Origin of the sequence: Streptosporangium fragile, assembly GCF_039534445.1 — a bacterium.
Classification (GTDB): Bacteria; Actinomycetota; Actinomycetes; order Streptosporangiales; family Streptosporangiaceae; genus Streptosporangium; species Streptosporangium fragile.
Genome location: NZ_BAAAVI010000045.1, coordinates 45,926 through 70,835, shown reverse-complemented (window position 1 = coordinate 70,835; position 24,910 = coordinate 45,926). Strand labels below are relative to the sequence as shown.

The following is a 24,910-nucleotide window of genomic DNA, read 5'->3' as shown; positions in this document are numbered from 1 at the left end:
AGCCGGGGATGCAGACAGGGGTGCAGCCGGGGATGCAGACAGGGGTGCAGCCGGGGATGCAGACAGGGGTGCAGCCGGGAATGCAGACAGGGGTGCAGGCACCGGGCCAGGTGCCCCCGGTGGCCTCCGGGGCGGGGCAGGGGACCGGCCTGTGGGGCGGCTCGGAGGTGCGGTTGCCGCAGGCGGCGCCCACGCCGGTCATGCCGCAGCCGTACGCCGCGGCGCAGGAGCCGGAAGCGCCGGGCGCGCCGCTTCCCCGGGTCGTCGGCGGACCCGGGAGAGACACCGAGCCGGTCGCCGAGTCAAGGCCGGTGCTGACAGGAGTACAGGGCTTCCCGGCCGTGGCGGGCGGGGTAGGAGCGATGCTGGGTCTTCTCTGGCTGCAGGGCAGAACCCGGCGGGGGCAGCGTTCGCGAACCGTTTTGTAAAACGCGATTTACTGTTATTTTTGCCCGACTAGAATTTCCTTGACGTGTTTGTGTTGGATCTCGCGGAGGGCACCGGTGGCGCGTGCACGGCGTGCGGCAGCTGTCTCCGCAGTTGCCATGTCCCTGGGTCTGAGCGGTGTGGTGCTGCTGGCGGTGGCGCCGCTCACCGGTCCTTCGAGGGCGGACGCGACCGTCAGGGTCGTCGTCGCCCAGCCCTCGGAGATCCCCGGGTGTGACGTCGACCCGGCGGGGCCCTGCCCGACGGAAGAGCCCACACCGGTCGTCACCGTCACGCAGACCGTGGATCCCACGGCGACCGCCGTGCCGCAGGAGACCGTGACGACCACGGTGACCGTCCCGCCGAAGACGCAGACTCCCACGACCACGACCACGGCCCCCGCTCCGCCCCCGCAGGAGACGTCCGCGCCTCCGCAGGAGACGGCCGCGCCCCCGGTCGTTCCGTCGGCGGCCCCGACCGCGACGCAGTCGGAGGAGCCCGACGTCCAGTTCCCCAGCGCCGATACGAGCCAGCCCATCCCGAGCGCCGAGCCGTCGCCCAACGTCATCCCCACGCCCCAGAACAACAGTTCCACCTCGGCGCTGGAACTGCGCAACGCGGGTTCCGAGTTCGACGGGGCCACGCTCAGCCGCCAGCTCGGCATTCCGGCGTTGATCCTGGTGCTGCTGGTGCTGTTCGCCGTGCTGATCTTCGAGGGCAGGCTCCGTCGCCTGGCGCACGCCGCCGCCGTCCGCCGGGCCGGTCCCCGGCCCGGGGGCTACCGCGCCGACCCGATGGACCCGGGGGGATACCCCGCGGTTCCCGGCTACGGGCCCGGCTTCGGCTACCAGACCGGCACGGCCTACGCGCCGATCATCAGCCTGGTGCCCATGCAGATGTACGCACCGGTCTACCCCGAGGGCTACCCCCCGGAGCAGTTCCAGCACCCGTACGAGCACACGACGGCCCAGTACCCGTACGAGCACACGACGGCGTTCGTGCCCCCGCCGGGGCAGGAGCAGCAGCCCGGTGCGTACGGGCAGGCCCCGTACGGCCCGGTGGGTCAGCCCGGCCAGGACGTCCCCCCGGCCGCGTTCCACGGTCCCGGCGTTCCGCCGCCCGGTCCGGTGCCGCATGAGGGGCCTCTGCCCCAGGGGCCGTGGCAGGAGCGCCCGGGTGAGGGGGTCCAGTCGTCGGGTCCCGAGCGTCCGGAGGACTCCTCGGGTGGAGACCGGCCGCAGGGCGAGGAGGGCCGGATCGGTCCGCAGGAGGGCTTCCCCCCGCTGGGGCCGCAGCCGCCGCTCGGTCCTGAGCAGGGTGGTCCGGACGGGCCACGGCAGGGTCCGGGCGGGGAGTTCCACCCGTTCGGGCCGGAGCCGGCCGGGGGACGCCCCGCGCAGGGAACGGCGGAGTTCCCGGGGGCGCCGTTCCCCCAGGAGCCCGGCCAAGGTGGTCCAGGTGAGGGCTTCCGCCCGTTCGGTCCGGAGCCGGGTCCGGGCGGGCCAGTGCCGGGGATGCACGGCCCGGTGCCGGGGATGCACGGCGGACCCGGGCAGGGATCGCCCGCCGGCCCGCCGCCTCCCGGCGAGCCGGCTCAGACGGCCGTCTACCCGCTCCCCGGTCAGGAGACGGGCAAGAAGAAGCGGGGCCTCTTCCGCCGTTCCACGTGACCGGGCCCCGGCGACGAGAGGCGGTGCCACGTCGCGGCGCGTGGTGGTCCCGCGCGACGACCTCTCCGGCGGTGTGACGCCGGAAGAGGGGCGTTCTGCGTCCCCGGCCGGAGGGATGGCGCTCCGGTTCTCCGGCGCTCTCGGAGCAGGACTCCCGGCTGGTGCGGCGTCCGGTGAAGGACGCTCCGGTGTTCCCGGGGGAGTCCCGGGGCGTGTTTCCCGGTGAAGGGCGCTCCGGCGTTCCTGGCTGAAGGGGCGTCCCCGGGAGGGCTCCCGGGCGTGAGAGACCCGGGAAACACGGCAGCGCCGCCCGGGGGGTGCGTGGGCGGCGCTGCCGTGCGGTGGGTGTCAGCTCTTCGCGCCGGAACGCCTGAAGATCTTGTTGCCCAACCAGACCAGCGGGTCGTACTTGCGGTCGACGACGCGCTCCTTCATCGGGATCAGCGCGTTGTCAGTGATCTTGATGTGCTCGGGGCAGACCTCGGTGCAGCACTTGGTGATGTTGCAGTAGCCGAGGCCGTGCTCCTCCTGCGCCGTCTCCTTGCGGTCGGCGACGTCGTACGGGTGCATGTCCAGTTCGGCGATCCGCATGAGGAAGCGCGGACCGGCGAAGTTGGTCTTGTTCTCCTCGTGGTCGCGGATCACGTGGCAGACGTTGTTGCACATGAAGCACTCGATGCACTTGCGGAACTCCTGGGACCGCTCGACGTCGATCTGCTGCATGCGGAACTCGCCCGGCTTGACGTCGGCCGGGGGAGTGAAGGACGGGATCTCCCGTGCCTTCTGGTAGTTGAACGACACGTCCGTGACCAGGTCCTTGATCACCGGGAACGTCCGCATCGGCGTCACGGTGATCGTCTCGTCCTCGGTGAACGTGGACATGCGGGTCATGCACCCGAGCCTGGGCTTGCCGTTGATCTCCATGGAGCAGGAACCACACTTGCCGGCCTTGCAGTTCCAGCGGACGGCGAGGTCGGGGGCCTGGGTGGCCTGGAGCCTGTGGATGATGTCGAGGACGACCTCGCCCTCGTTCACCTCGACGGTGAAGTCCTCAAGCTTGCCCTCGCCGCCCTCGCCCCGCCACACGCGGAACTTCGCCTTGTAACTCGCCTTGTGACTCATGGCTGCTCCTTGGCCAGCGCGTCGAAGGCGGCCAGCTCTTCGTCGGTGATGTACTTCTTCAGCTCATCGCGGTCGAACAGAGTGATCAGGTCGTCGCGCATGGGCGGCTGAGCCTTCTCCTCGACCGTAACGCCGGAGCCGTCCGGCGTGAGGGCGCAGACCAGGATTTTGGCCCGCCACTCGGCCGACATGGAGGGGAAGTCGTCGCGGGTGTGGCCGCCGCGGCTCTCCTGGCGGAGCAGCGCCGCCTTGGCCACGCACTCGGAGACCAGGAGCATGTTGCGCAGGTCGAGGGCGAGGTGCCAGCCGGGGTTGTAGATGCGGGTGCCGGCCGCGCCGACGCCCCGGGCGCGCTCCTTGAGCTTCTCCACCGCCTCCAGCGCGTCGGTGACCTCCTCCGCCTTGCGGATGATGCCGACCAGCTCGTTCATCGTCCGCTGCAGCTCGTGGTGGACGTCGTAGGGGTTCTCGCCGGAGCGCTCCAGCGGGGCCAGCGCCTCGGCGCGGGCCTCGGTCACGGACTCCTCGGAGATCTTCGGGCGGGAGGCCAGCCCGTCCACGTACGACGCCGCCCCGGCGCCCGCGCGGCGGCCGAACACCAGCAGGTCGGACAGCGAGTTGCCGCCCAGCCGGTTGGAGCCGTGCATGCCGCCGGAGACCTCGCCGGCCGCGAACAGGCCGGGCACGTCCGCCGCACCGGTGTCGGCGTCGACCTCGACGCCGCCCATGATGTAGTGGCAGGTCGGGCCGACCTGCATGGGCTCCTTGGTGATGTCGACGTCGGCCAGCTCCTTGAACTGGTGGTGCATCGACGGGAGCCGCCGGATGATCTCGGCGGCCGGGAGCCGGGTGGAGACGTCCAGGTACACACCGCCCTGCGGCGATCCGCGACCGGCCTTCACCTCGGAGTTGATGGCCCGTGCGACCTCGTCACGGGGGAGCAGCTCGGGAGGGCGCCGGTTGTTGGCCTGGTCGGTGTACCAGCGGTCGGCCTCCTCCTCGGTGGTGGCGTACTTGTCCTTGAAGACCTCGGGGATGTAGTCGAACATGAAGCGCTTGCCCTCGGAGTTCTTCAGCACCCCGCCGTCGCCGCGGACGGATTCGGTGACGAGGATGCCGCGGACCGAGGGGGGCCAGACCATCCCGGTGGGGTGGAACTGGATGAACTCCATGTTGATCAGCTTCGCCCCGGCCAGCAGGGCCAGGGCGTGGCCGTCGCCGGTGTACTCCCACGAGTTGGACGTGACCACGTACGACTTGCCGATGCCGCCGGTGGCCAGCACGACCGCCGGGGCGTCGAAGACGATGAGCCGGCCGTTCTCCCGCCAGTAGCCGAAGGCCCCGGAGATCGCGTCGCCGTCCTTCAGCAGGCGGGTGATCGTGCACTCCTGGAAGACCTTGATGAAGGCCTCGGGGTCGCCGTGCAGCTTCTCGTCCTCCTGCTGGAGCGCGACCACGCGCTGCTGGAGGGTGCGGATCAGCTCCAGGCCGGTGCGGTCGCCGACGTGGGCCAGCCGCGGGTACTCGTGCCCGCCGAAGTTGCGCTGGCTGATCTTGCCGTCCTTGGTGCGGTCGAACAGCGCGCCCCACGCCTCCAGCTCCCAGACCCGGTCCGGGGCCTCCTTGGCGTGCAGTTCGGCCATCCTCCAGTTGTTGAGGAACTTGCCGCCGCGCATGGTGTCGCGGAAGTGCACCATCCAGTTGTCGCTGGGGTTGACGTTGCCCATGGCCGCGGCCGCGCCGCCCTCGGCCATGACCGTGTGCGCCTTGCCGAACAGCGACTTGCAGACGATCGCGGTCCGCTTGCCCTGCTGGCGGGCCTCGATGGCGGCCCGCAGCCCTGCACCGCCGGCGCCGATGACGACGACGTCGTATTCGTGACGCTCGATTTCCACGGGTGATCCTTACGCGAACGAGAAGGCGATGATGCCCTTGGCCACCAGGCGGACGTAGAGGTCGGCGCCCATGACGGAGAACATCGAGACCAGGGCGAGTTCCTGGTGTTTGGCGTTGAGCTTGGAGACGAAGCCCCACGCCCGGTAGCGGACCGGGTGCTTGGAGAAGTGGTTCAGGCGTCCGGCCGTGATGTGGCGGCACGAGTGGCACGACAGCGTGTACAGGTTGATGAGGATCGCGTTGACGATCAGGATCCACGTGCCGAGCCCGGCGGGCTTCGCGATGAGGGCCTTGACCGCGTCGTAGGCCAGGACGAGGCCGATGACGATCGCCGCGTAGAAGAAGTAGCGGTGGATGTTCTGCAGGATGAGCGGGAACCGCGACTCACCGGTGTACTTCTTGTGCGGCTCGTTCACCGCGCACGCCGGAGGCGACAGCCAGAACCCGCGGTAGTAGGCCTTGCGGTAGTAGTAGCAGGTGAAGCGGAAGCCCGCGGGCAGGCCGAGGATCAGCAGGCCCGGGGGCAGGGTGTACCAGTCGCCGAACGGCGCGAAGCCGAACAGCCTCGCCTCCTCCGGGCAGCTCGCCTCGGCGAGGCAGGGGGACGCGAAGGGCGCGTGGTACGGAGAAACGAAGAAGCTGTTATCGAAGATCGCCCACGTGGCGTAGACGAGGAACGCCATGAAAATGATGAACGTCACCAGTGGATAGCGCCACCACTGGTCGGTACGCAAAGTGCGCTCTTTGATCTGCGCACGCTGCCTTCTGGCCGGGCTCTCGGCCGCTGTCTGGGTCATCGAGACCTCTCCACCTCCCACGGACCCTGCTCGCCAGGGGGTCCGGGTCGTTTTCAGTTGTGCCGCGCGCGCGGGCCATGGTCGCGCCGGCTCACACGTGCGCGCGCATGTTGGTGGGGAGTACGTTACGCCGGAGCCCGGGGCTTGTGTGAGAAGGGTCACTCACATTTTCGCTGGCCAGGTGTGATTCCCGTCACGTTGGTCAGGGGAGGGTAACGAGCCCGCGGCGTCTCACCAGGTGAGAAGGGGCCGCGGGCCGCGCGGCCGGAGGGCCGGTCAGTAGTCGGGGTCGGAGCTGGGCAGCTTGACCACGGTCACGAAGAAGTCGTCGATCCGCCGGACCACGTTGATGAACTGGTCGAAGTCGACCGGCTTGGAGACGTACGCGTTGGCGTGCAGGTTGTAGCTGCGCAGGATGTCCTCTTCCGACTCCGAGGTGGTCAGCACCACCACCGGGATCCTGCGGAGGCTGTCGTCGGCCTTGATGTCCTGGAGCACCTCCCGCCCGTCCTTGCGGGGCAGGTTGAGGTCGAGCAGGATCAGGTCCGGCCGGGGCACGCCGGCGTAATCGCCCTCCTTGCGGAGGAAGGCCATGGCCTGCTCGCCGTCGTTGACCACGTGCAGCTTGTTGCGGACCTTGTTGAGCTCGAACGCCTCCCGCGTCAGCAGGACGTCGCCCGGGTCGTCCTCGACCAGCAGGACGTCGATCCAGCGCAGGTCATTCATCCATGTCTCCTGAGGGAAGGGTCCAGCGGAACGTCGTGCCGGGTCCGTCGGTCGCCTCGGTGTCGACCCAGATCCGGCCGCCGTGGTACTCGACGATCTTCTTGCAGAGCGCCAGGCCGATGCCGGTGCCGGCGTAGACGTCGCGTCCGTGCAGGCGCTGGAAGATCAGGAAGATGCGGTCAGTGTACTTGCTCTCGATGCCGATGCCGTTGTCGGTGCAGGAGAACTCCCACATCTCCCCGTCGCGGCGTACCCCGATGTGCACCCTCGGGGGTTCCTCGCCGTGGAACTTGACCGCGTTGCTGACGAGGTTCTGGAAGAGCTGGGTGAGCTGCGCCCGGTTGCCGTACACCTCGGGCATCTCGTCGAAGGTCACCGTCGCTCCGGCGTCCTCGATCTGCGCTTCGAGGTTGTTCAGCGCGGCCCGGAGGGGGACGGCGGCGTCGATCCTGGTGCGCTCGCCGCCCAGCCTGCCGACCCGGGAGAAGTCGAGCAGGTCGTTGATCAGCAGCTGCATGCGCTTGGCGCCGTCGACGGAGAAGGCGATGTACTGCCTGGCGCGCTCGTCGAGCTGGTCGCCGTAGCGCTGCTCCAGCATCTGGGTGAAGCTGGCCACCTTGCGCAGCGGCTCCTGCAGGTCGTGGCTGGCGACGTAGGCGAACTGCTCCAGCTCGCTGTTGGAGCGCCGCAGCTCGGTCGCCTGGTCCTCCAGCTTGCGCTGTGCCGCCACGACCCGGCGCCATTCGGCGATGATGCGACGGCGCATGGCGTCGACGTGTCCGGAGAGCTCGGCCAGCTCGGCAGGGCGCTCGACCTTGAGCCTGTGGTCGAAGTCGCCCTGGGCGACCGCGCGGACCTGGTCGTTGAGCTCGGCCAGCGGGCGGAGCACCGCGTAGCGGACGATGACCAGCGAGGCGATCCCCGCCAGGAGCAGTACCGAGGCCACCCCGATGAGCGCGAGGTAGAGGGCCTGCCAGCCGCTTTCGAGCCGCGCGCTGCCCATCGCGTGCAGTTCGTTGAGGTGGTCCTGCAGGACGGTGAGCGACCGGCGGATCTCGGTGAACAGCGCGGCGTTGGCGGGGGCGTTCCGCGCGGCGGCCTCGGTCTTCAGGGTCGGCACGGAGGCGATGAGCTTCTCGGCGTAGTCGCGCCGCCAGGCCTCCCCGGCGGCCTTCAGCCGTGCCACCTCGGCGGCGACCGTCTCGCTCTCCGGCATCCGGGGGACCAGGTCGGTGAGCGCCCGCAGCGCGACCGCCTCGGTGGCCACCGCCTCGCGGTAGCCCCGGAGGGAGACCTCCTCGTTGGTCCTGCCGTACGTCCGCACCGCGCTCTCCTGCGAGGAGAGCGCGTTGGAGATCTCCAGGGTGCGGAGCGCGGCGGGGTCGATGACGTCCAGCACGGTCTCGCGGGCGTCGCGCGTCTGCTCGATCAGGGAGACCGTGACGACCGTCGCGATCACGAAGACGAGCGCGATGCCCGCTCCCGCGATCGTGAACCAGCGGCCCACCGGAAGCTTTCCGAAGCCGGTGGCGGGCGCGGGTTCGGGCAACGGCCGCAGGCCGGAAACCGGATCGGGACGACGGGTCATCGTCGTTCGTCCCGGGAGCCACGGGAATCACGGGAGATGAGCACGGTCGCCAGGTCGTCGCTGAGCGCGTCGCGGTTCAGCTCGATGACCCGCTCGATGAGGCGGTCCAGGTCGATCCCGCCCTGCTCCTGGATGAGCCTGAGCAGGCCCTCGGTGCCGAGCAGGTCGGGCCCGCCGCCCACGGTGGCCTCGATGAGGCCGTCGGTGTAGAGCAGCAGCGACCAGTCGTCGCCGAGCGGCACCTCGATCTCCGACCACTCCACGCCCTTGAAGATCCCCAGCGGGGGGCCGGAGGGAGTGCCGGGCACGACGCCGAGTTCGCCGTCGCGGATCAGCAGCGGCGGCGGATGGCCGACCACGTGCATCCGCGCGTGGGTGAAGGCGGGGTCGATCGTGGCGATGCACAGGGTGGTGAAGATCTCCGCGGACTTGCGTTCCAGACGGAGCACCGTGTCGAGGGTGCCGAGCAGGTCGTTGCCGCTGTGCCCGGCCAGGACCAGGGTCCGCCAGGCGATCCGGAGCGACACCCCCAGCGCCGCCTCGTCGGGGCCGTGCCCGCACACGTCGCCGACCACCACGTGCACGGCGCCGTCGGGGCTCTGCACGGTGTCCCAGAAGTCGCCGGCGAGCAGCGCGCGCCGGCGCCCCGGCAGGTAGCGGGCGTGGTGCTCCAGCACCCCCGGCGTCAGCAGCGGGACCGGCAGCAGCCCGCGCTCCAGGCGGGAGTTCTCCTTGGTGAGCAGCTCCGCCTCGACCAGCTTGCGCTGGGCCAGGTCGGCGCGCTTGCGTTCGATCGCGTAGCGGATCGCCCGCGCCAGCAGCCGGGCCTCCACGTCCTGCTTGACGAGGAAGTCCTGCGCGCCCGCGGCGACGGCCTCCACCCCGACGTGGGTGTCGTTCAGCCCGGTCAGCACGAGCACGGCGGCGTGCGGCGCCATGGACAGGACCTGCTCCAGTGCTTCCAGGCCGGTCGCGTCGGGCAGCGAGAGGTCGACGAGCACGCAGCGTACGTCTTCGGTCAGCCGTTCCCGGCTCTCGGCGAGGCTCCGCACCCAGATGATCTTCGGGGGGTTCTCCGCCTCGCTGAGCAGCTCTTCCACGAGGAAGGCGTCGCCCGCGTCATCCTCGATCAGAAGGAGCGTGAGCGTTTCATTGGCGGGGGCGGTCACTGACGCCTCTTCGTGGGGTCGGGGGCACCTGTTTATCGGTATGCAGAATAGTGGGGCACCAGGACTTACACGGTGATGATCAGTCGCCTCGATCCGTGTGGCGCCCGCTTGACGTATGGCGTACTGCGACCGGGTGGCACATGCCCGGGACGGCGACCGGCAAACTCCCGGGGCGTGGGCGCTCCCGCTCCGGCCCCTTCACGGCCCGTCGGCCGCGGCCGGTCGGCTCTCCGGTCCGATCAGCTCCAGCCCCTCGGGCAGGCTGCCGTCGTGGGCGGCCTCGGCGAGGAAGAACAGCAGTGTCGCCCGGAACGCCTGGGCGGCGCGGGTGGGCTCGACGTCCTTGCGGTGCGCGATGGCGATCGTGCGGCGCAGGCCCGGCGGCGCCAGCGGCGTCCCGGTCAGCCCGGGACGTCCGTCCAGCACCATCGAGGGGACCAGGGCGACCCCCAGCCCGGCCTCCACGAAACGCAGCACGGCGTCCATCTCGCCGCCCTCCACCGCGAACCGGGGCTCGAACCCCGCCTGACGGCACGCCGTGAGCGTGGCCTCCCGAAGGTCGTATCCGCGCCGGAACATGACCATCGGATGCCCGCGCAGCTCGTCGATCCGCACATACGACTTGCGGACGTAGGCGGTGGACGGGGAGACGACGACCAGGTTCTCGCGCAGGATCTCCTCGGTGACCAGGGCGGGGTCGTCGCTGTGCAGCGGCATGATGATCAGTGCCAGGTCGAGCTGGCCGCGGGCGAGGGTGCGGACCAGGTCGCGGGAGCCGCCCTCCTCGACGAACAGCTCGATGCCCGGGTAGGCGTCGTGGAACCTGGCGAGCGCGTCGGCCAGCAGCCCGGCGCACAGCGAGGGCGTGGCGCCCAGCCGGACCCGGCCCCGGCGCAGCCCGGCCAGTTCGCCGACCTCGCTGCGCGCGGTCTCGGCGTCGGCCAGCATCCGGCGGGCCAGCGGGAGCAGCGCCTCACCCGCGGGGGTCAGCGTGACGTTCCCCCGGGCACGGCTGAACAGCGGCGCGCCGAGCTCGACCTCCAGCGCCTTGATCTGCTTGCTCAGCGACGGCTGTGCGACACGCATCCGCTCGGCGGCCTGGGTGAAGTGCCGAGCCTCGGCGACCGCCACGAAATAGGCCAGTTGCTGAAGCTGCACGTTTCCCTAGCGTACGGACCCTTCGGGGCCGGATTCGGGGCGGCCCCCGCGCCGGGAGAGGATGTGAGATTGCTCGCACTGCCCGCCCGGCCGCCGCGCCGCAAGCCGCGTGGACGCAGAGACGATAGCCGCAGGCTATGGAAACCACATCCGTGATGACTTGGACGGGGGTAAATCCACTTACCTAGCGTCACCTTTGTGACTGCCACGATTGAGCGCGGCTCCGCCACCGCGCCGATTAAGACCTCCGCGGACACCCCCGCGAAGCCTGCGCCCAGGAGGTCCGGCGGGTTCCTGGGCTCCTCCAACGGTAAGAAGGCCGTGATGGCCGTCACCGGCGCCGTCATGGTCCTCTTCCTCATCGGGCACATGGTCGGGAACCTCAAGGCGTTCCTCGGCGCCGCGTCCTTCAACGAGTACGCGTCCTTCCTGCGCACGATGGGCGAGCCGCTCCTGACGTACCGGGTCGCGCTGACGATCGTGGAGGTCGTGCTGGTCGTGTCGATCGCGCTCCACATGTGGTCGGCGATCTCCCTGGCCCGCCGGGCGAGCAAGGCCCGCCCGGTGAAGTACGCGGCCAAGCGCAAGGCCCAGGCCGGCGGGTACGCCGTCCACACCATGCGCTACGGCGGCGTGATCATCCTGCTGTTCGTGATCTACCACCTGCTCGACCTGACGCTCGGCACGGTCAACCCGGCCGGTTTCGACAGCACGCCGTACGACCGGCTGGTCGAGGGCTTCGCCCCCTCCCGCTGGTGGGTCACCCTCTTCTACGTCGTGGCGGTCATCATGGTCGGCCTGCACCTGCGGCACGGTCTGTGGAGCGCGTTCCAGACGCTGGGCCTGGCGAGCGGGCGCAGCTACCGCCCGCTCAAGGTCGTGGCCGCCGGTCTGTCCGCGCTGCTGGTCCTCGGGTTCCTCACGGTCCCCGTCGCGGTCATGGCCGGAGTGATCAAGTGAGCGGGTCCGGTGCGGTGAAGCAGGTCCTGCGCGCGGCGAACGAGGAACGGTGAGCGAACAATGACCACGATGTACACCGAAGGCGAGCCGATCCGCGACACCAAGGCGCCGGACGGCCCGATCGAGGACCGCTGGGAGAAGCGTAAGTTCAGCGCCAAGCTGGTCAACCCGGCCAACAAGCGCAAGCTTCACGTCATCGTCGTGGGCACCGGCCTGGCGGGCGGCTCCGCCGCGGCGACCCTCGGCGAGCTGGGCTACAACGTCACGTCGTTCTGCTACCAGGACTCGCCCCGCCGGGCGCACTCCATCGCGGCCCAGGGCGGCATCAACGCGGCCAAGAACTACCGCGGCGACGGCGACTCGATCTACCGGCTGTTCTACGACACGGTCAAGGGCGGTGACTTCCGCGCCCGCGAGTCGAACGTCTACCGGCTCGCCCAGGTCAGCGTGAACATCATCGACCAGGCCGTGGCCCAGGGCGTGCCGTTCGCCCGCGAGTACGGCGGCCTGCTCGACACCCGCTCCTTCGGCGGCGCGCAGGTCTCCCGGACCTTCTACGCCCGCGGCCAGACGGGCCAGCAGCTCCTGCTCGGCGCCTACCAGGCGCTGGAACGGCAGATCGCGGCGGGCACCGTGAAGATGAACACCCGCCACGAGATGCTCGACCTGATCGTCTCCGACGGCCGGGCGCGCGGCGTCATCGTCCGCGACATGGTCACCGGCGAGATCGAGCGGCACACGGCGGACGCGGTCGTGCTGGCCACCGGCGGGTACGGCAACGTGTTCTTCCTGTCGACCAACGCCAAGGGCTGCAACACCACGGCGATCTGGCGGGCGCACCGGCGCGGCGCGATGTTCGCCAACCCCTGCTACACCCAGATCCACCCCACCTGCATCCCCGTCAGCGGCGACTACCAGTCGAAGCTGACCCTGATGTCGGAGTCGCTGCGCAACGACGGCCGCGTGTGGGTCCCGCTCAAGGCCGGTGACACCCGTCCCGCCTCGGACATCCCCGAGGACGAGCGCGACTACTACCTGGAGCGCATCTACCCGTCGTTCGGCAACCTGGTCCCGCGTGACATCGCCTCCCGCGCCGCCAAGAACGTCTGCGACGAGGGCCGCGGCGTCGGCCCCGGCGGCCTGGGCGTCTACCTCGACTTCGCCGACGCGATCCGCCGCCTGGGACGTGAGGCGGTGGAGAAGAAGTACGGCAACCTGTTCGAGATGTACGAGCGCATCACCGGTGAGGACCCCTACACCCAGCCGATGCGCATCTACCCCGCCGTGCACTACACGATGGGCGGCCTGTGGGTCGACTACGACCTGCAGTCCACCATTCCGGGCCTGTTCGTGATCGGTGAGGCCAACTTCTCCGACCACGGCGCCAACCGCCTCGGCGCGTCCGCGCTGATGCAGGGCCTGGCGGACGGCTACTTCGTGCTCCCGACCACGATCGGCGACTACCTCGCGAACGGTCCCTACGGGGAGGTCGACGAGGAGGCCGCGGCCGAGGCCGAGGCCGCGGTCCGCACCAAGATCGAGAGGCTGCTGTCCAACGAGGGCGACCGCACCGCCGACTCCTTCCACCGCGAGCTCGGCCGGATCATGTGGGACTACTGCGGCATGGAGCGCACCGACGAGTCGCTGCGCAAGGCCCTGGAGCGGATCCCCGAGCTCCGCGAGGAGTTCTGGAAGAGGGTGAAGGTGTCCGGGAAGGCCGAGGAGCTCAACCAGGCGCTGGAGCGGGCCGGGCGGGTGGCCGACTTCTTCGACCTGGCCGAGCTGATGTGCATCGACGCACTGCACCGCACCGAGTCGTGCGGCGGCCACTTCCGCGCCGAGTCGCAGGACGCCGACGGCGAGGCCCTGCGCGACGACGAGAACTTCGCGTACGTCGCGGCCTGGGAGTACAGCGAGCAGGGCCCGATCCTGCACAAGGAAGACCTGAACTACGAATACGTCAAGATGAGCCAGCGGAGCTACAAGTGAGCGCACCCCACGCGATGGGCGGGGCGGCACGGCACGCCGTGCCGCAGGCGCGCCCGGTGGGCTCACGGACGGCGAACGAGGAAGTGGTAAGCGAACCATGGGCCTGAACCTCACCCTCAAGGTCTGGCGGCAGAACGGCCCCGACGACAAGGGGCGGATGGTCACCTACCGGGTCGAGGACGTGTCTCCCGACATGTCCTTCCTGGAGATGCTCGACGTCCTCAACGAGCGGCTGATCCTGGAGGGCGACGACCCGATCGCCTTCGACCACGACTGCCGCGAGGGCATCTGCGGCATGTGCGGCATGGTCATCAACGGTGTCGCGCACGGCGAGCAGGTGGCCACCACCACCTGCCAGCTCCACATGCGGCACTTCGAGGACAACGCGGTCATCACCATCGAGCCGTGGCGCGCCGCGCCCTTCCCGGTGGTCAAGGACCTGGTCGTGGACCGCTCGGCGTTCGACCGGATCATCCAGGCGGGCGGCTTCATCTCCGTCCCGGCCGGATCGGCCCCCGACGCGCACAGCATCCCCGTCAGGAAGGACGACGCGGACGCGGCCTTCGACGCGGCCACCTGCATCGGCTGCGGCGCCTGCGTCGCCGCCTGCCCGAACGGCTCGGCCTCCCTGTTCACCGCGGCCAAGATCACCCACCTGAGCCTGCTGCCGCAGGGCCAGCCGGAACGCGGCTCACGCGCCAGGGCCATGGTGGAGCAGATGGACGCCGAGGGCTTCGGCGGCTGCACCAACACCGGCGAGTGCACCGCGGTCTGTCCCAAGGGCATCCCGCTGGACACCATCGCTCGGATGAACCGCGACTACCTCAAGGCCGCCAAGTAGGACACCTGGGGCGTACGCGATCTTCCGGACGGGGAGTGGTCCCGTCTCCGGCATGAGTCACCGCGGGCCGTACCTTCGTGGGGAGGTACGGCCCGCGGCGTGCCGGCGGTGCGCGCGGAGCGCGGCCCGGCGGAGCGCGGTGCCGGACCACGCGGAGGCGGGGGTGGCGGGCAGCCGGCGGACGCGCGTCCGGGAAGATCGATGTGATTCAGCCGAGCCGGGCGACGACCTCCTGACGCAGGGTCTCCAGATCGACGTCCACCTGGGAGAGGACGCGGTGGGCGGGCCCGGGGCCGGCGCGCAGGATGCCCAGGAGGATGTGGCCGTCGGCGATGTGCTTGTGCTTCAGGGCGAGGGCCTCGCGCAGGGACAGTTCCAGTGCCTTCTTCGCCGGAGGGGTGAAGGGGATGTGCCGGCCGCTGATCACGCGGCCCCGGGTCCGCTGTGTCGGCCGGTCCAGGGCGCCGGGGCCGAAGGCGGCCTCGACCCGCTCCCGGATGACCGACAGGTCGATGCCGATCGCCTCCAGCGCGTCGGCGTCGAGCCGGTCACCCTGGCGGGGCGGGATCATGCCGAAGACGGTCCGGTAGGCACGCTCGTGGTCCAGGCCGTGCTGGTTCAGCAGCCGCGCCGAGACGGTCTCGGGCTGGTCGAGCAGGCCCAGCAGGACGTGCTCGCTCCCGATGAAGTGGTGGTTCAGCCGCCGGGCGTTCTCCTGGGCGAGTTTGACCGCCTGGCGGGCGTCCTGAGTGAACCGTTCGAACATCTCTATCTCTCCCTTCTCAGGAGACCTCGGCCCCCCGCGTACTTCTTGTGCACCGCCTGCCGGGAGACCTCCAGGCAGTAGGCGATCTCCTGCCAGGACCAGCCCTGCTCGCGTGCGTTCTCCACCTGAAGGGCCTCCAGGCGGTCGACCAGCATCCGCAGCGCCCGCACGGCCCGCAGGCCGACGGCCGGATCGCGGCTGCCGGCGTCGGAGGCCAGCTGTGCCGTATCACTCATGTATGTCAATTTAGGTTGACGCGATACGCGTGTCAACATTGATTGACATCCTCTCGGGGGCCGTGCGCCGTCGCGCTGTGAGACTCCGGCGGCCGGCGTGCGGCCGGGCGGTGCCACCCCGGAAAATGGTTTGCCGGGGCCGGTCAGAGTTTGTGAACCTTGCAGAGTCATGCGCTCCTTACCCACCGCCGATCCCGGCGTTCCCGATGCCCGCAGCCCGATGAGCTACCTGCGCTGGGTGGCTCGCAACCAGGCCGGCCCGCTGCTCCTCGGCATCGTCTACGCCACCGTCTGGTGGCTGGCCATGGCACTCGTCCCGGCCGTTCTCGGCAAGGGCATCGACGCCATCACGGCCAAGGACCTGCCGAGCCTGCTCACCTGGGGCGGTGCGGCGTTCGCCCTGGGCGTCGTGCAGGCCGTCACGGGCATCCTGCGCCACCGGATCGCGGTCTACAACTGGCTGGCCGCCGCCTACCGGACCGTCCAGGTCACCGCCAGGCAGGCGACCCGGCTCGGCGCGACCCTGCCCAGGCGCGTGTCCACCGGAGAGGTCGTCAGCGTCGGCAACTCCGACATCGCCCACATCGGCAACGCGGTGGACGTCCTGATCCGCGGCATCGGCGCGGTCGTCGCCATCGTCACGGTGACCGTCATCCTGATCGGCACCTCACTCCCGCTCGGCCTGGCGGTGCTGGTCGGCGTGCCCGTCATGGCACTCGCCGTCGCCCCCCTGCTCCGGCCGCTGCACCGGCGCCAGCACGCCCACCGCGACCTGCAGGGGGAGCTGTCCACCCGGGGCGCCGACATCGTCGCCGGGCTGCGGGTGCTGCGCGGCGTCGGCGGTGAGGAGGTCTTCGCCGCCCGTTACCGGGAGGAGTCCCAGCGGGTGCGGCGGGCGGGCGTGCGCGTCGCCTCCGTCGAGTCGACCCTGGAGGGCGCGCAGATCCTCCTGCCGGGGCTGCTGATCGCCGGGGTGACCTGGCTCGGTGCGACCTTCGCGATGCGCGGCCAGATCACCGCCGGCCAGCTCGTCGCCTTCTACGGCTACGCCACCTTCCTGATCGCGCCGTTGCGGGCGCTCACCGAGACCGCCGACAAGCTGACCAAGGGGCACGTCGCCGCCCGCCGGGTGGTGCGGATCCTGTCGTTGCGGCCCGACGTCGAGGGCGGCACGGCGGCCTCGCCGGGCGGCCTGCTGCGCGACGTGGCCTCCGGGGTGGCGGTCCGGCCCGGCGTGTTCACCGCCGTCGTCACCGCCACGCCAGAGGAGGCCGTCGCGATCGCCGACCGGCTCGGCCGCTACACCGACGGCGACGTCGACTTCGGCGACGTGCCGCTCGACACCCTGCCGCTCCCCGAGGTCCGCCGCCGGATCCTCGTCGCCGACAACGACGCCAAGCTGTTCGCCGGGGTGCTCAGGGACGAGCTCGACGTCACCGGCCAGGCCTGCGAGGAGGAGATCGCCGCGGCCCTGCACGCCGCGTGCGCCGAAGACATCGTCGAGGCCCTGCCCGGCGGTCTCGACGGCCACGTCGCCGAGGCGGGCCGGGAGTTCTCCGGCGGCCAGCGGCAGCGGCTCCGGCTGGCCAGGGCGCTGGTTCTCGATCCCGAGGTGCTCATCCTCATCGAGCCCACCAGCGCCGTCGACGCCCACAGCGAGGCGCGCATCGCCGACCGGCTCGCCAAGGCCCGCGCGGGCAGGACCACACTGGTCTGCACGACCAGCCCGCTGGTGCTCGACCGCACCGACCACGTGGTCTACGTCGAGGGGGGTCTGGTGCGCGCCCAGGGCGTCCACCGTGAGCTGCTGGCCACCCACCCCGCGTACGCCGCCGTCGTCACCCGGGGGGAAGACAGTTGAGCGAGCGAGTCGATGGGCACAGGGCGTTCGCGAATGCGAACTGCGAGCGGAGCGAGCTGATCGCATGAGCGAGCGGAGCGAGCGAGTTGGTGGGCACAGGGCGTTCGCGAATGCGAACTGCGAGCGGAGCGAGCTGATCGCATGAGCAGGCAGATTCTTCCGGTCGCCGATCGGGCGCAGGTCCGCGCGTACGCGCGCAGGCTCACCCTGAAGTACCCCCGCGAACTGGCCGTCGCGCTGGGCCTCCACGGGTTGGCCGCCGTCGCGGGCCTGGCGGCGCCGTGGCTGCTGGGCGAGCTCGTCCAGGGAGTCCAGGAAGGAACCGGCATCGACGTCACCGTCGTGGCGCTGGCCATCGGCGGGTTCCTGGCGGCCCAGGCGGTGCTGGTCCGGTACGCCGTCTACGCTTCCTCCCGGCTCGGTGAGAAGGTCCTCGCCGAGCTGCGCGAGGAGTTCGTCGAGCGGGTGCTCGCGCTGCCCCTGTCCACGGTCGAGCGCGCCGGGTCCGGCGACCTGATCACCCGCACCTCGCGTGACGTCGACGCGCTCTCGCGCACCGTGCGGCACGCCGTGCCCGAGACCCTGATCGCCCTGGTCACCTGCGCCATCAGTGTCGGCGCGCTGCTGGTGGTGGGCCCGCTGCTCATGCTGCCCTCGCTCCTGGCCGTGCCGATCCTGTGGATCTCCACCCGGTGGTACCTCAAGCGGGCCAGAGACGGCTACCTGCGCGAGAGCGCCGCGTACGCGGACATGACCGACGGCCTGGCCGAGACCGTCGACGGCGCCCGCGCCGTGGAGGCCCTGGGCATCCAGGAGCGCCGGCATCGCCGCACGGACGGCGACATCGCCCGGTCGTGGGCGGCCGAGCGCTACACGCTGGGGCTGCGCACGGTCTGGTTCCCGTCGGTCGAGCTCGGCTACGTGGTCCCCATCGTGGCGACGCTGGTCATCGGCGGCGTCTTCTACATCCGGGGCTGGGTCGAGCTGGACCAGGTCACCACGGCCACCCTCTACGTCCAGCAGCTCATCGACCCGCTCGACCGGCTGCTGATGTGGATCGACGAGCTCCAGGTGGGCGGTGCCTCGATGGCCCGCCTGCTGGGCGTCGCCGAGGTGCCCGACGACCGCGGGGTCGGTTCCGCCACCCCGGACGGCGAGGAGTTGGAGGCCGCCGACGTCCGCTACGCCTACCGCGACGGCCGCGACGTGCTGCACGGCATCGACCTGGTGGTCCGGCCGGGGGAGCGGCTGGCCGTGGTCGGCCCGTCCGGGGCGGGCAAGTCCACGCTCGGGCGCCTGCTGGCGGGCATCCACGGCCCACGCACCGGCACCGTCACCGTCGGCGGCGCCCCGCTGGTCGAGCTGCCGCTGGACGACCTGCGCGGCCACGTCGCCCTGGTGACCCAGGAGCATCACGTCTTCCGCGGCACGCTGCGCGACAACGTGCTGATCGCCCGGCCGGACGCGGACGACACCCGGGTCCGTGCCGCGCTTGAGGCCGTGGACGCCTGGGAATGGGTCGAGGCCCTGCCCGAGGGGCTCGACACGGCCGTCGGCTCGGGCGGCCAGAGCGTCTCCGCCGCGCAGGCGCAGCAGCTCGCGCTGGCCCGGCTGGTGCTGGCCGACCCGCACACCCTGGTCCTGGACGAGGCGACCTCGCTGATCGACCCTCGGGCCGCCCGCCGCCTGGAGCGTTCGCTGGCGGCCGTCCTGCAGGGGCGCACGGTGATCGCCATCGCCCATCGCCTGTACACGGCGCACGACGCGGACCGCGTCGCGGTGGTCGAGGACGGCCGGATCGGGGAGCTCGGCTCCCATGAGGAGCTCGTCGCCGCGGGAGGGCCGTACGCCGCGCTGTGGAGTAGCTGGCACGGCACGTCGAAGTGAGGCGGGGCCCGCGACGGCTCTCTCCGGCCGGCGGGCCGCGCACCGGGCCCTGACCGGCTTCCGTCCGGTCACCCCGCGCGGAGCCTTCCGCCACCCTGTCCACGCGGGACTTTCCGCTCCCCGGAACGCCCGCGTCGACAACGCCGTCAACCGTTGCCTGGTCGACGGCGTCCTGCCCGCCGAGGACACCGCCTGCCCCGCCACCCCGTCCACGGGCAGGGGCTGACCTTCCTCGGTGAGCTCGTGCCCGCGGACGGGGGCGCCGTCGTGCCCCCTGGGCCGTCGGGTGCCGACCGTCCGCGAAGGCTCCCGGCGGAGCGGCTCCCGGCCCGGTGGGGTGGCAGGAGGCCCCCGGTTACGCCAGAGCCTTCTTCAGGAACTCGACCTGGAGCAGGAGGAGGTTCTCCGCGACGACCTCCTGGGGGGTCATGTGGGTGACGCCCGACAGCGGCAGCACGCTGTGCGGGCGGCCCGCGGCCAGGAAGGCGGACGACAGGCGGAGGGTGTGCGCGGCCACCACGTTGTCGTCGGCCAGGCCGTGGATCAGCAGCAGCGGGCGCTCCAGTTTCTCGGCGTCGGCGAACAGTGAGGACGTCTCGTAGTGGCCCTCGTCGGGGTGGCCCAGGTAGCGCTCGGTGTAACAGGTGTCGTACAGGCGCCAGTCGGTCACCGGGGCTCCGGCCACGGCGGCGTGGAAGACGTCGGGGCGGCGGAGCACGGCCAGGGCGGCCAGGTAGCCGCCGAAGGACCAGCCCCGGATGCCGACCCGCGACAGGTCCAGGTCGTCGGGGAACTGCGCGGCGGCGCCGTGCAGCGCGTCGATCTGGTCCTCGAGGACCGGGGTGGCCAGGTCGTGCAGGATGGCCCGCTCGAACTCGGGGCCGCGGCCGGGGGTGCCGCGGCCGTCGGCCACGATCACCGCGAAGCCCTGGTCGGCGAACCACTGGCTGGTCAGGTAGGCGCCGGAGGCCGCCAGGACGCGCTGGGCGTGCGGTCCGCCGTACGGGTCCATCAGGACCGGCAGCTTCGCCGAGCCGGGCACGTGCCCGGAGGGGAAGACCACGGCGGTGGACAGGTCGCGCTCGCCCGCGCGGATCAGGGAGACCCGCAGGTCCAGGCCGGGCCGCTCGGCGTGGGAGGCGATGTGGCCGCGGGGCGTGCCGTTGTGCAGGACGCGCGTGACCGAGCCCTCGCCGTCGAGGGTCTGGCCGGTGACCACGAGGGTGCCGCCCGCCGTGTGGCCGTTGTAGACGCCGCTCTCGGTCGGGCTGACGAGCGTGATCTGACCCTTGCGGTAGGCCCACAGGGCGATCTCCGTGGGCTCGCCGCTGGCCCGGAACAGCACGGTCTCGCCGTCGATGTCGAGGACTTCGCGGACCTGCAGGCTGGGCGGCGTGACGGGCCGGTCGCCGACGAACAGGCGGTGACCGCCCTCGGCGGCGGAGACCCAGACCAGGCTGCCGTCGGACAGGTGCCCGGGGACGCCGGTGACGACGTCGACCCAGGCGGGGTCGGTGTCCTCGCGCACGACCGTGGAGGCGCCGGTGGCCGGGTCGACGTCGAGCAGGCGCATGGTCTTCTGGTCGCGCGGCATGGTGACGATCGACAGCCCGTGGGTGTCCCAGACGGCGTTGACGAGGTACTCGTCGTCGAAGGGGACGGGGACGCGACCGCCGTCGAGGGTGAGCACGAACAGTTCGACCCTGGCGTTCGGCGTGCCCGCGGCGGGGTAGCGCTGTTCGACGGGTGGCCGGGACGGGTTGGCCGGGTCGGCGATGTGCCAGGTGCAGACGGGGGACTCGTCGGCCCGCTCGATCAGCAGCGCGCCGCCGTCCGGCGACCACCAGTAGCCACGCATCCGGCTCATCTCCTCGGCGGCGATGAACTCCGCCAGGCCGTAGGTGACCCCCGGCCCCTCGGGACGGGCCAGCGCGTGATCGACCTCGTCCTCCAGGTCCTGGATGTGGAAGGCGCCGCCGGTCACGTAGCCGACGTGCACACCGGTGGGCGACATCCGCGGGTCGACCACCGGACCCGGCGTCTTCAGCCGCCGTACGTGCCTGCTCTTCAGCTCGACCACGTAGAGGCCGCCGGAGAGCGCGAACGCCGCGGTCGTCACCGCCCTGTCGGTGCTGTAGCCGACGATGCCGCCGGCCTGCTCCCGGCTCCGCTCGCGGCGTGCCCGCTCCTCGGGCGGCAGGTCCTCCTCGTCCACGGCCAGAGCGCGCGGGTCGGCGATCAGCCGCTCCGCGCCGCTCAGGACGTCGTACTCCCACAGGCAGGTGACCGGGTCGGAGCCGCCCTTCGTCCGCAGGAAGACGACGCGGTCGCCGCCCGGGGCGATCGTGAAGCCGCGGGGGACTCCGAGGCTGAACCGGCGGGTCCTGGCGTGCAGGCGAGGGAAACTCTCACTCATATGGCCATCTTGCCAGTTCCACATCGCGCAATTCATTTTCCGGAGGATGTGGTTTCCGGGCCGGGAATCCGGGGCGCGGGGACCTCGTGAGGACCTCGGGGACGCGCGGAAGTGAACGCGGGTGGTGGAGGGACCTGGGGTGCCACGAGGTGATGGATGCGAGTGGCGGGGTGACCGGGGTCGGGTGGCGTGAGGTGATGGATGTGGGCGGTGAGGTGGTCGGGGTCGGGTGGCGTGAGGTGACAGATGTGGGGCGGGCGGTCCGGAGGTCCGTGGCGCGGATACCCTCTGACGCATGACTGATCGGCGCCTGATGCTCGTGCACGCCCACCCCGACGACGAGACGATCGGCAGCGGGGCCACCATGGCCAGATACGCCGCCGAAGGGGCCCACGTCACGCTGGTGACCTGCACCCTCGGCGAGGAGGGCGAGGTCATTCCGCCGGAGCTGGCCCACCTGGCCGCCGACCGTGACGACACCCTGGGCGAGTACCGCATCGGCGAGCTCGCCGCCGCCTGCAAGGCGCTCGGCGTCACCGACCACCGGTTCCTGGGTGGTCCCGGCCGCTGGCGTGACTCCGGCATGATGGGCGTCGCCTCCAACGACCGGGAGAACGCCTTCTGGCGGGCCGACCTGGACGAGGCGGCGGGGGAGCTGGTCAGGATCATCCGCGAGGTGCGGCCGCAGGTGCTCGTCACCTACGACGAGAACGGCTTCTACGGCCACCCCGACCACATCCAGGCCCACCGCGTCTCCTGGCGGGCCTTCGAGCTGGCCGCCGACCCGGCGTTCGGCGAGGGCAGGCCGTGGCGGATCGCCAAGCTCTACCACACCGCCATGCCCAGGTCGGTGATGCGCAGGGCGGAGGAGGCGATGCGCGAGAGCGGCACCCGGTTCGCCGCCGAGGCGGTCGACGACCTGCCGTTCGGCTGCGCGGACAAGGACGTCACCACCGAGATCGACGCACGGGCCCATGTCGAGCGCAAGATCGAGGCGATGCGGGCGCACACCACCCAGATCAGCGTGGACGCCCCCTGGTTCGCCCTGTCCAACAACATCGGCCAGCAGGTCCTCGGGGTCGAGCACTACATCCTGCGCGCCGGGGTGCCCGGCCCGGCGGGGCAGGGGGCACCGGTCGAGGTGGGGGGCCTGGGCGAGCCGCACGACCGTGAAGACGACCTTTTCGCCGGTATCCACTAACCTCGATGGACGTGATGGAGCAGGCCCCGGCGATGCGCACCCCTTCGGACACGGCGATCACCACGGCGGTGTACGCCGTGCTCGCCCTGTTGGGCCTTCTGATGGGCGTCCTGGGCGCCTTCCAGCACTCGTGGTACATCCGGCCCGTCCCGGTCTCCGCCCTCGGCTGCGTCGCTCTGCTCTTCGCGGCCACCTACGGTCCGGGCCGGGCGATGCGGGGCAGGGGCGCCGCCCTGGCGCCCGCGGCCGGCTGGACGCTGGTCACCATGATCTGGATCGCCGGGCGGCCGGAGGGTGACCTGGTCATCGCCAATGACCTGTCCGGCTACGTCTACCTTTACGGGGGCCTCGCCGCGCTCGTGGCGGGGGTCATGCTCTCGCCGTCGACGGGCGGCTCGTGGCTGCTCACCCCGCACTCCTTCGGCTCCCGGCCGGTCGGCCCGCCCGCGCCGTAGCCGTCGCCGGCCGTCGCCGTGCCGCCGGTCCACCCGGGCCCGGTCGCTACCGCGGCCCGGTCCGGTGACGCACAATCCCGGTATGCGGCGGTTGCATCGAGTACGGCGGATCCTCAACTACGTCAACCTCTCCACGCCGCTGGGGCTGCTGGTGGCACGCCTCGGCCGGGCCCGGATGAGCGCCGGGCCCGACGGTCTGGTGCTGGGGCACGGCTACCGCATCCCGTTCCCCGTCGCGGGGGCCTTCACGGTCGGCAACGTGGTGCTGACCAGGCACGACGAGGGCTACCTGACCGGTGCCCTGCTCCGGCACGAGGACCGGCACGCCTGGCAGTACGTGATCTGCGCGGGGCTGCCGATGCTCCCGCTGTACCTCGTCGCGGTCGCCGTCTCGATCCTGATCTGCGGCAACCAGGCCGCGTGGAACGTCTTCGAGCGGCTGGCCGTCCTGGAAGACGGCAACTATGCCCGCAGACCCCCCTGGTGGTCGCGGACAAAAGGCCAGCAACAGGAATGAATTTCGCTGGGAGGGGATCAATGAGGGGCGAGTGGATGCCGTACGAAGGGAGCCGCCGATGTCCCAGACATCCCACCCAGCGACCTCGACCAGCGTTCCCGAAGGATCTAACCTCTCCGATGAGATCGGCGCTCCCGGCGGGGCAGGGCTCATACCCCGTCCCACGGGGGCGCTCGGGCGTTCCGGTTTCCCGATGCGGGAGCCGGAGCGTTCCGTTTTCCCGGGCCGGGCGCCCGAGCGCCCCGGTCCGCCGGTCAGGGTGCCCGAGCGGTCGTGGCCCGGCGGGTTCCGTGACCGGCTGACCGCGCCGCTCCCGGCGTTCCAGGAACTGGCCGCGGCCATCTGGCACGGCGGGCTCCGCCCCGACATAGGGGACGCCGATCGCATTCCGGTCCGCCGGGACGGGCTCCCGCCGGCGGCGGGCACCGACGCGGTCGTCACCTGGGTGGGCCATGCGACGTACGTCCTCCAGATCGGGGGGCTGACGATCCTCACCGACCCGGTCTGGTCCCGGAGGATCCCCGGGGGCCGCCCGCGGCTCACCCCGCCCGGGGTCGCGTGGACGGACCTGCCCCGGATCGACGCCGTGGTGATCAGTCACAACCACTACGACCATCTGGACGCGCCGACCGTGCGGCGGCTGCCGAGGAGCACCCCGATCCTCGTCCCGGCCGGGCTGCGGTCCTGGTTCACCCGGCGCGGTTTCCGCGACGTCACCGAGCTCGACTGGTGGGAGAGCGCGCACATCGGCGACGTCCGCTTCGACTTCGTGCCCGCCCACCACTGGAGCCGCCGGACACCGTGGGACACCTGCATGACCCTGTGGGGCGGCTGGGTGATCACCTCCGCAGGCCGGACGGTCTACTTCGCCGGCGACACCGCGTACGGCGAGCGCTTCGCCCAGATCGGGGCGCGCTACCCGGAGGGCATCGACCTGGCCCTGATGCCGGTGGGCGCCTTCGAGCCCCGCTGGTTCATGAAGTCCTCGCATGTCGACCCGGAGCAGGCCGTGCGGGCCTGCCGGGACGTGGGGGCGCGCCGGATGGCGACCATGCACTGGGGCACGTTCGTCCTGTCGGGCGAGCCGTTGCTGGCACCGGTGGAGCAGGCCCGCGCGGCCTGGGCGGCAGCCGGCCTCGACCGCGCCGACCTGTGGGACCTCGCCGTCGGCGAGTCCCGCGTCCTGGAGGCTTGAGGGGCTCCTGAGGGGCTGCCGCGGCGCTTTCCCC

At 71.2% G+C, this 24,910-nt stretch carries 21 protein-coding genes; 11 read left to right on the top strand and 10 right to left on the bottom strand.

Annotated elements, in window-relative coordinates:
* Together ABD841_RS26735 and ABD841_RS26730 are read left to right on the top strand one after the other, a co-directional pair.
* A partial coding sequence (locus ABD841_RS26735; protein ID WP_344977530.1) for a hypothetical protein occupies nucleotides 1-428 on the top strand: 428 nt, incomplete at its 5' end.
* Nucleotides 429-545: 117 nt separating this feature from the next.
* Nucleotides 546-2,096 (top strand): hypothetical protein, encoded by a 1,551-nt coding sequence (locus tag ABD841_RS26730; protein WP_344977527.1) that lies wholly within the window; start codon nucleotides 546-548, stop codon nucleotides 2,094-2,096.
* 348 nt (nucleotides 2,097-2,444) lie between these two features.
* Here the strand turns inward: ABD841_RS26730 and ABD841_RS26725 are convergent, their stop codons facing one another.
* The 7 genes from ABD841_RS26725 to ABD841_RS26695 all read right to left on the bottom strand — a co-directional run bounded on the left by ABD841_RS26725 (nucleotide 2,445) and on the right by ABD841_RS26695 (nucleotide 10,552).
* A complete protein-coding gene (locus ABD841_RS26725; RefSeq protein WP_344977524.1) occupies nucleotides 2,445-3,218 on the bottom strand; it encodes a succinate dehydrogenase/fumarate reductase iron-sulfur subunit in 774 nt (257 codons plus the stop codon).
* Nucleotides 3,215-5,113, bottom strand: coding sequence for a fumarate reductase/succinate dehydrogenase flavoprotein subunit (locus ABD841_RS26720; protein WP_344977521.1), 1,899 nt, complete (start codon nucleotides 5,111-5,113; stop codon nucleotides 3,215-3,217). The genes ABD841_RS26725 and ABD841_RS26720 overlap by 4 nt, the downstream gene beginning before the upstream one ends.
* Nucleotides 5,114-5,122: 9 nt before the next feature.
* The gene (locus tag ABD841_RS26715) at nucleotides 5,123-5,911 is read right to left on the bottom strand and encodes a hypothetical protein (RefSeq protein ID WP_344977517.1); all 789 of its coding nucleotides are present in this window, start codon (nucleotides 5,909-5,911) and stop codon (nucleotides 5,123-5,125) included.
* Between the two features lie 276 nt (nucleotides 5,912-6,187).
* Nucleotides 6,188-6,637, bottom strand: coding sequence for a response regulator (locus tag ABD841_RS26710; RefSeq protein WP_344977514.1), 450 nt, complete (start codon nucleotides 6,635-6,637; stop codon nucleotides 6,188-6,190).
* Nucleotides 6,630-8,225 (bottom strand): sensor histidine kinase, encoded by a 1,596-nt coding sequence (locus tag ABD841_RS26705; protein WP_344977511.1) that lies wholly within the window; start codon nucleotides 8,223-8,225, stop codon nucleotides 6,630-6,632. Before ABD841_RS26705 ends, ABD841_RS26710 begins: the two co-directional genes overlap by 8 nt.
* The gene (locus ABD841_RS26700; RefSeq protein WP_344977509.1) at nucleotides 8,222-9,394 is read right to left on the bottom strand and encodes a PP2C family protein-serine/threonine phosphatase; all 1,173 of its coding nucleotides are present in this window, start codon (nucleotides 9,392-9,394) and stop codon (nucleotides 8,222-8,224) included. Before ABD841_RS26700 ends, ABD841_RS26705 begins: the two co-directional genes overlap by 4 nt.
* A gap of 198 nt (nucleotides 9,395-9,592) precedes the next feature.
* On the bottom strand, nucleotides 9,593-10,552 hold the full coding sequence (locus ABD841_RS26695) for a LysR family transcriptional regulator (RefSeq protein ID WP_344977505.1): 960 nt from the start codon (nucleotides 10,550-10,552) through the stop codon (nucleotides 9,593-9,595).
* A gap of 198 nt (nucleotides 10,553-10,750) precedes the next feature.
* Here ABD841_RS26695 and ABD841_RS26690 point away from each other — a divergent pair, with 198 nt between their 5' ends.
* From ABD841_RS26690 to ABD841_RS26680, 3 genes are all read left to right on the top strand, one after another.
* Entirely contained in the window at nucleotides 10,751-11,512 is a 762-nt protein-coding gene (locus ABD841_RS26690) for a succinate dehydrogenase cytochrome b subunit (RefSeq protein ID WP_344977502.1), read from the top strand.
* Nucleotides 11,513-11,572: 60 nt separating this feature from the next.
* On the top strand, nucleotides 11,573-13,501 hold the full coding sequence (locus ABD841_RS26685; protein ID WP_344977499.1) for a fumarate reductase/succinate dehydrogenase flavoprotein subunit: 1,929 nt from the start codon (nucleotides 11,573-11,575) through the stop codon (nucleotides 13,499-13,501).
* 103 nt (nucleotides 13,502-13,604) lie between these two features.
* A complete protein-coding gene (locus ABD841_RS26680; protein ID WP_344977545.1) occupies nucleotides 13,605-14,342 on the top strand; it encodes a succinate dehydrogenase/fumarate reductase iron-sulfur subunit in 738 nt (245 codons plus the stop codon).
* 208 nt (nucleotides 14,343-14,550) lie between these two features.
* Here the strand turns inward: ABD841_RS26680 and ABD841_RS26675 are convergent, their stop codons facing one another.
* Both ABD841_RS26675 and ABD841_RS26670 read right to left on the bottom strand, forming a co-directional pair.
* Nucleotides 14,551-15,108 carry a Clp protease N-terminal domain-containing protein gene (locus tag ABD841_RS26675; protein WP_344977495.1) on the bottom strand — a complete coding sequence of 186 codons (558 nt, stop codon included), beginning with the start codon at nucleotides 15,106-15,108 and terminating at the stop codon, nucleotides 14,551-14,553.
* Nucleotides 15,109-15,110: 2 nt separating this feature from the next.
* Nucleotides 15,111-15,344 (bottom strand): RNA polymerase subunit sigma-70, encoded by a 234-nt coding sequence (locus ABD841_RS26670; RefSeq protein WP_184544962.1) that lies wholly within the window; start codon nucleotides 15,342-15,344, stop codon nucleotides 15,111-15,113.
* A 169-nt stretch (nucleotides 15,345-15,513) separates the two neighbouring features.
* On the opposite strand from ABD841_RS26670, the gene ABD841_RS26665 reads away from it, so the two are divergent.
* Together ABD841_RS26665 and ABD841_RS26660 are read left to right on the top strand one after the other, a co-directional pair.
* Nucleotides 15,514-17,205, top strand: coding sequence for an ABC transporter ATP-binding protein (locus tag ABD841_RS26665; protein WP_344977490.1), 1,692 nt, complete (start codon nucleotides 15,514-15,516; stop codon nucleotides 17,203-17,205).
* 141 nt (nucleotides 17,206-17,346) lie between these two features.
* Nucleotides 17,347-19,092, top strand: a complete 1,746-nt coding sequence (locus ABD841_RS26660; protein WP_344977487.1) for an ABC transporter ATP-binding protein — start codon at nucleotides 17,347-17,349, stop codon at nucleotides 19,090-19,092.
* A 355-nt stretch (nucleotides 19,093-19,447) separates the two neighbouring features.
* On the opposite strand, the gene ABD841_RS26655 is transcribed toward ABD841_RS26660, so the two are convergent.
* Nucleotides 19,448-21,508 (bottom strand): S9 family peptidase, encoded by a 2,061-nt coding sequence (locus ABD841_RS26655; protein ID WP_344977484.1) that lies wholly within the window; start codon nucleotides 21,506-21,508, stop codon nucleotides 19,448-19,450.
* Between the two features lie 295 nt (nucleotides 21,509-21,803).
* On the opposite strand from ABD841_RS26655, the gene mshB reads away from it, so the two are divergent.
* From mshB to ABD841_RS26635, 4 genes are all read left to right on the top strand, one after another.
* Nucleotides 21,804-22,709 carry an N-acetyl-1-D-myo-inositol-2-amino-2-deoxy-alpha-D-glucopyranoside deacetylase gene (gene mshB / locus ABD841_RS26650; RefSeq protein ID WP_344977481.1) on the top strand — a complete coding sequence of 302 codons (906 nt, stop codon included), beginning with the start codon at nucleotides 21,804-21,806 and terminating at the stop codon, nucleotides 22,707-22,709.
* 5 nt (nucleotides 22,710-22,714) lie between these two features.
* The gene (locus ABD841_RS26645; protein WP_344977478.1) at nucleotides 22,715-23,164 is read left to right on the top strand and encodes a DUF6113 family protein; all 450 of its coding nucleotides are present in this window, start codon (nucleotides 22,715-22,717) and stop codon (nucleotides 23,162-23,164) included.
* Between the two features lie 82 nt (nucleotides 23,165-23,246).
* A complete protein-coding gene (locus ABD841_RS26640) occupies nucleotides 23,247-23,681 on the top strand; it encodes a hypothetical protein (protein ID WP_344977475.1) in 435 nt (144 codons plus the stop codon).
* A gap of 193 nt (nucleotides 23,682-23,874) precedes the next feature.
* Nucleotides 23,875-24,876: an MBL fold metallo-hydrolase gene (locus ABD841_RS26635; RefSeq protein WP_344977472.1), complete on the top strand. Its 1,002-nt coding sequence runs from the start codon at nucleotides 23,875-23,877 to the stop codon at nucleotides 24,874-24,876.
* The last annotated feature ends 34 nt before the right edge of the window (nucleotides 24,877-24,910 follow it).

Coding starts and splice junctions, on each gene's coding strand:
- ABD841_RS26730 (WP_344977527.1), top strand. CDS start 546: ATGTCCCTGGGTCTGAGCGGTGTGGTGCTGCTGGCGGTGGCGCCGCTC.
- ABD841_RS26725 (WP_344977524.1), bottom strand. CDS start 3,218: ATGAGTCACAAGGCGAGTTACAAGGCGAAGTTCCGCGTGTGGCGGGGC.
- ABD841_RS26715 (WP_344977517.1), bottom strand. CDS start 5,911: ATGACCCAGACAGCGGCCGAGAGCCCGGCCAGAAGGCAGCGTGCGCAG.
- ABD841_RS26710 (WP_344977514.1), bottom strand. CDS start 6,637: ATGAATGACCTGCGCTGGATCGACGTCCTGCTGGTCGAGGACGACCCG.
- ABD841_RS26705 (WP_344977511.1), bottom strand. CDS start 8,225: ATGACCCGTCGTCCCGATCCGGTTTCCGGCCTGCGGCCGTTGCCCGAA.
- ABD841_RS26685 (WP_344977499.1), top strand. CDS start 11,573: ATGACCACGATGTACACCGAAGGCGAGCCGATCCGCGACACCAAGGCG.
- ABD841_RS26675 (WP_344977495.1), bottom strand. CDS start 15,108: ATGTTCGAACGGTTCACTCAGGACGCCCGCCAGGCGGTCAAACTCGCC.
- ABD841_RS26670 (WP_184544962.1), bottom strand. CDS start 15,344: ATGAGTGATACGGCACAGCTGGCCTCCGACGCCGGCAGCCGCGATCCG.
- ABD841_RS26665 (WP_344977490.1), top strand. CDS start 15,514: ATGCGCTCCTTACCCACCGCCGATCCCGGCGTTCCCGATGCCCGCAGC.
- ABD841_RS26660 (WP_344977487.1), top strand. CDS start 17,347: ATGAGCAGGCAGATTCTTCCGGTCGCCGATCGGGCGCAGGTCCGCGCG.
- ABD841_RS26655 (WP_344977484.1), bottom strand. CDS start 21,508: ATGAGTGAGAGTTTCCCTCGCCTGCACGCCAGGACCCGCCGGTTCAGC.
- mshB (WP_344977481.1), top strand. CDS start 21,804: ATGACTGATCGGCGCCTGATGCTCGTGCACGCCCACCCCGACGACGAG.
- ABD841_RS26645 (WP_344977478.1), top strand. CDS start 22,715: ATGGACGTGATGGAGCAGGCCCCGGCGATGCGCACCCCTTCGGACACG.
- ABD841_RS26640 (WP_344977475.1), top strand. CDS start 23,247: ATGCGGCGGTTGCATCGAGTACGGCGGATCCTCAACTACGTCAACCTC.
- ABD841_RS26635 (WP_344977472.1), top strand. CDS start 23,875: ATGCGGGAGCCGGAGCGTTCCGTTTTCCCGGGCCGGGCGCCCGAGCGC.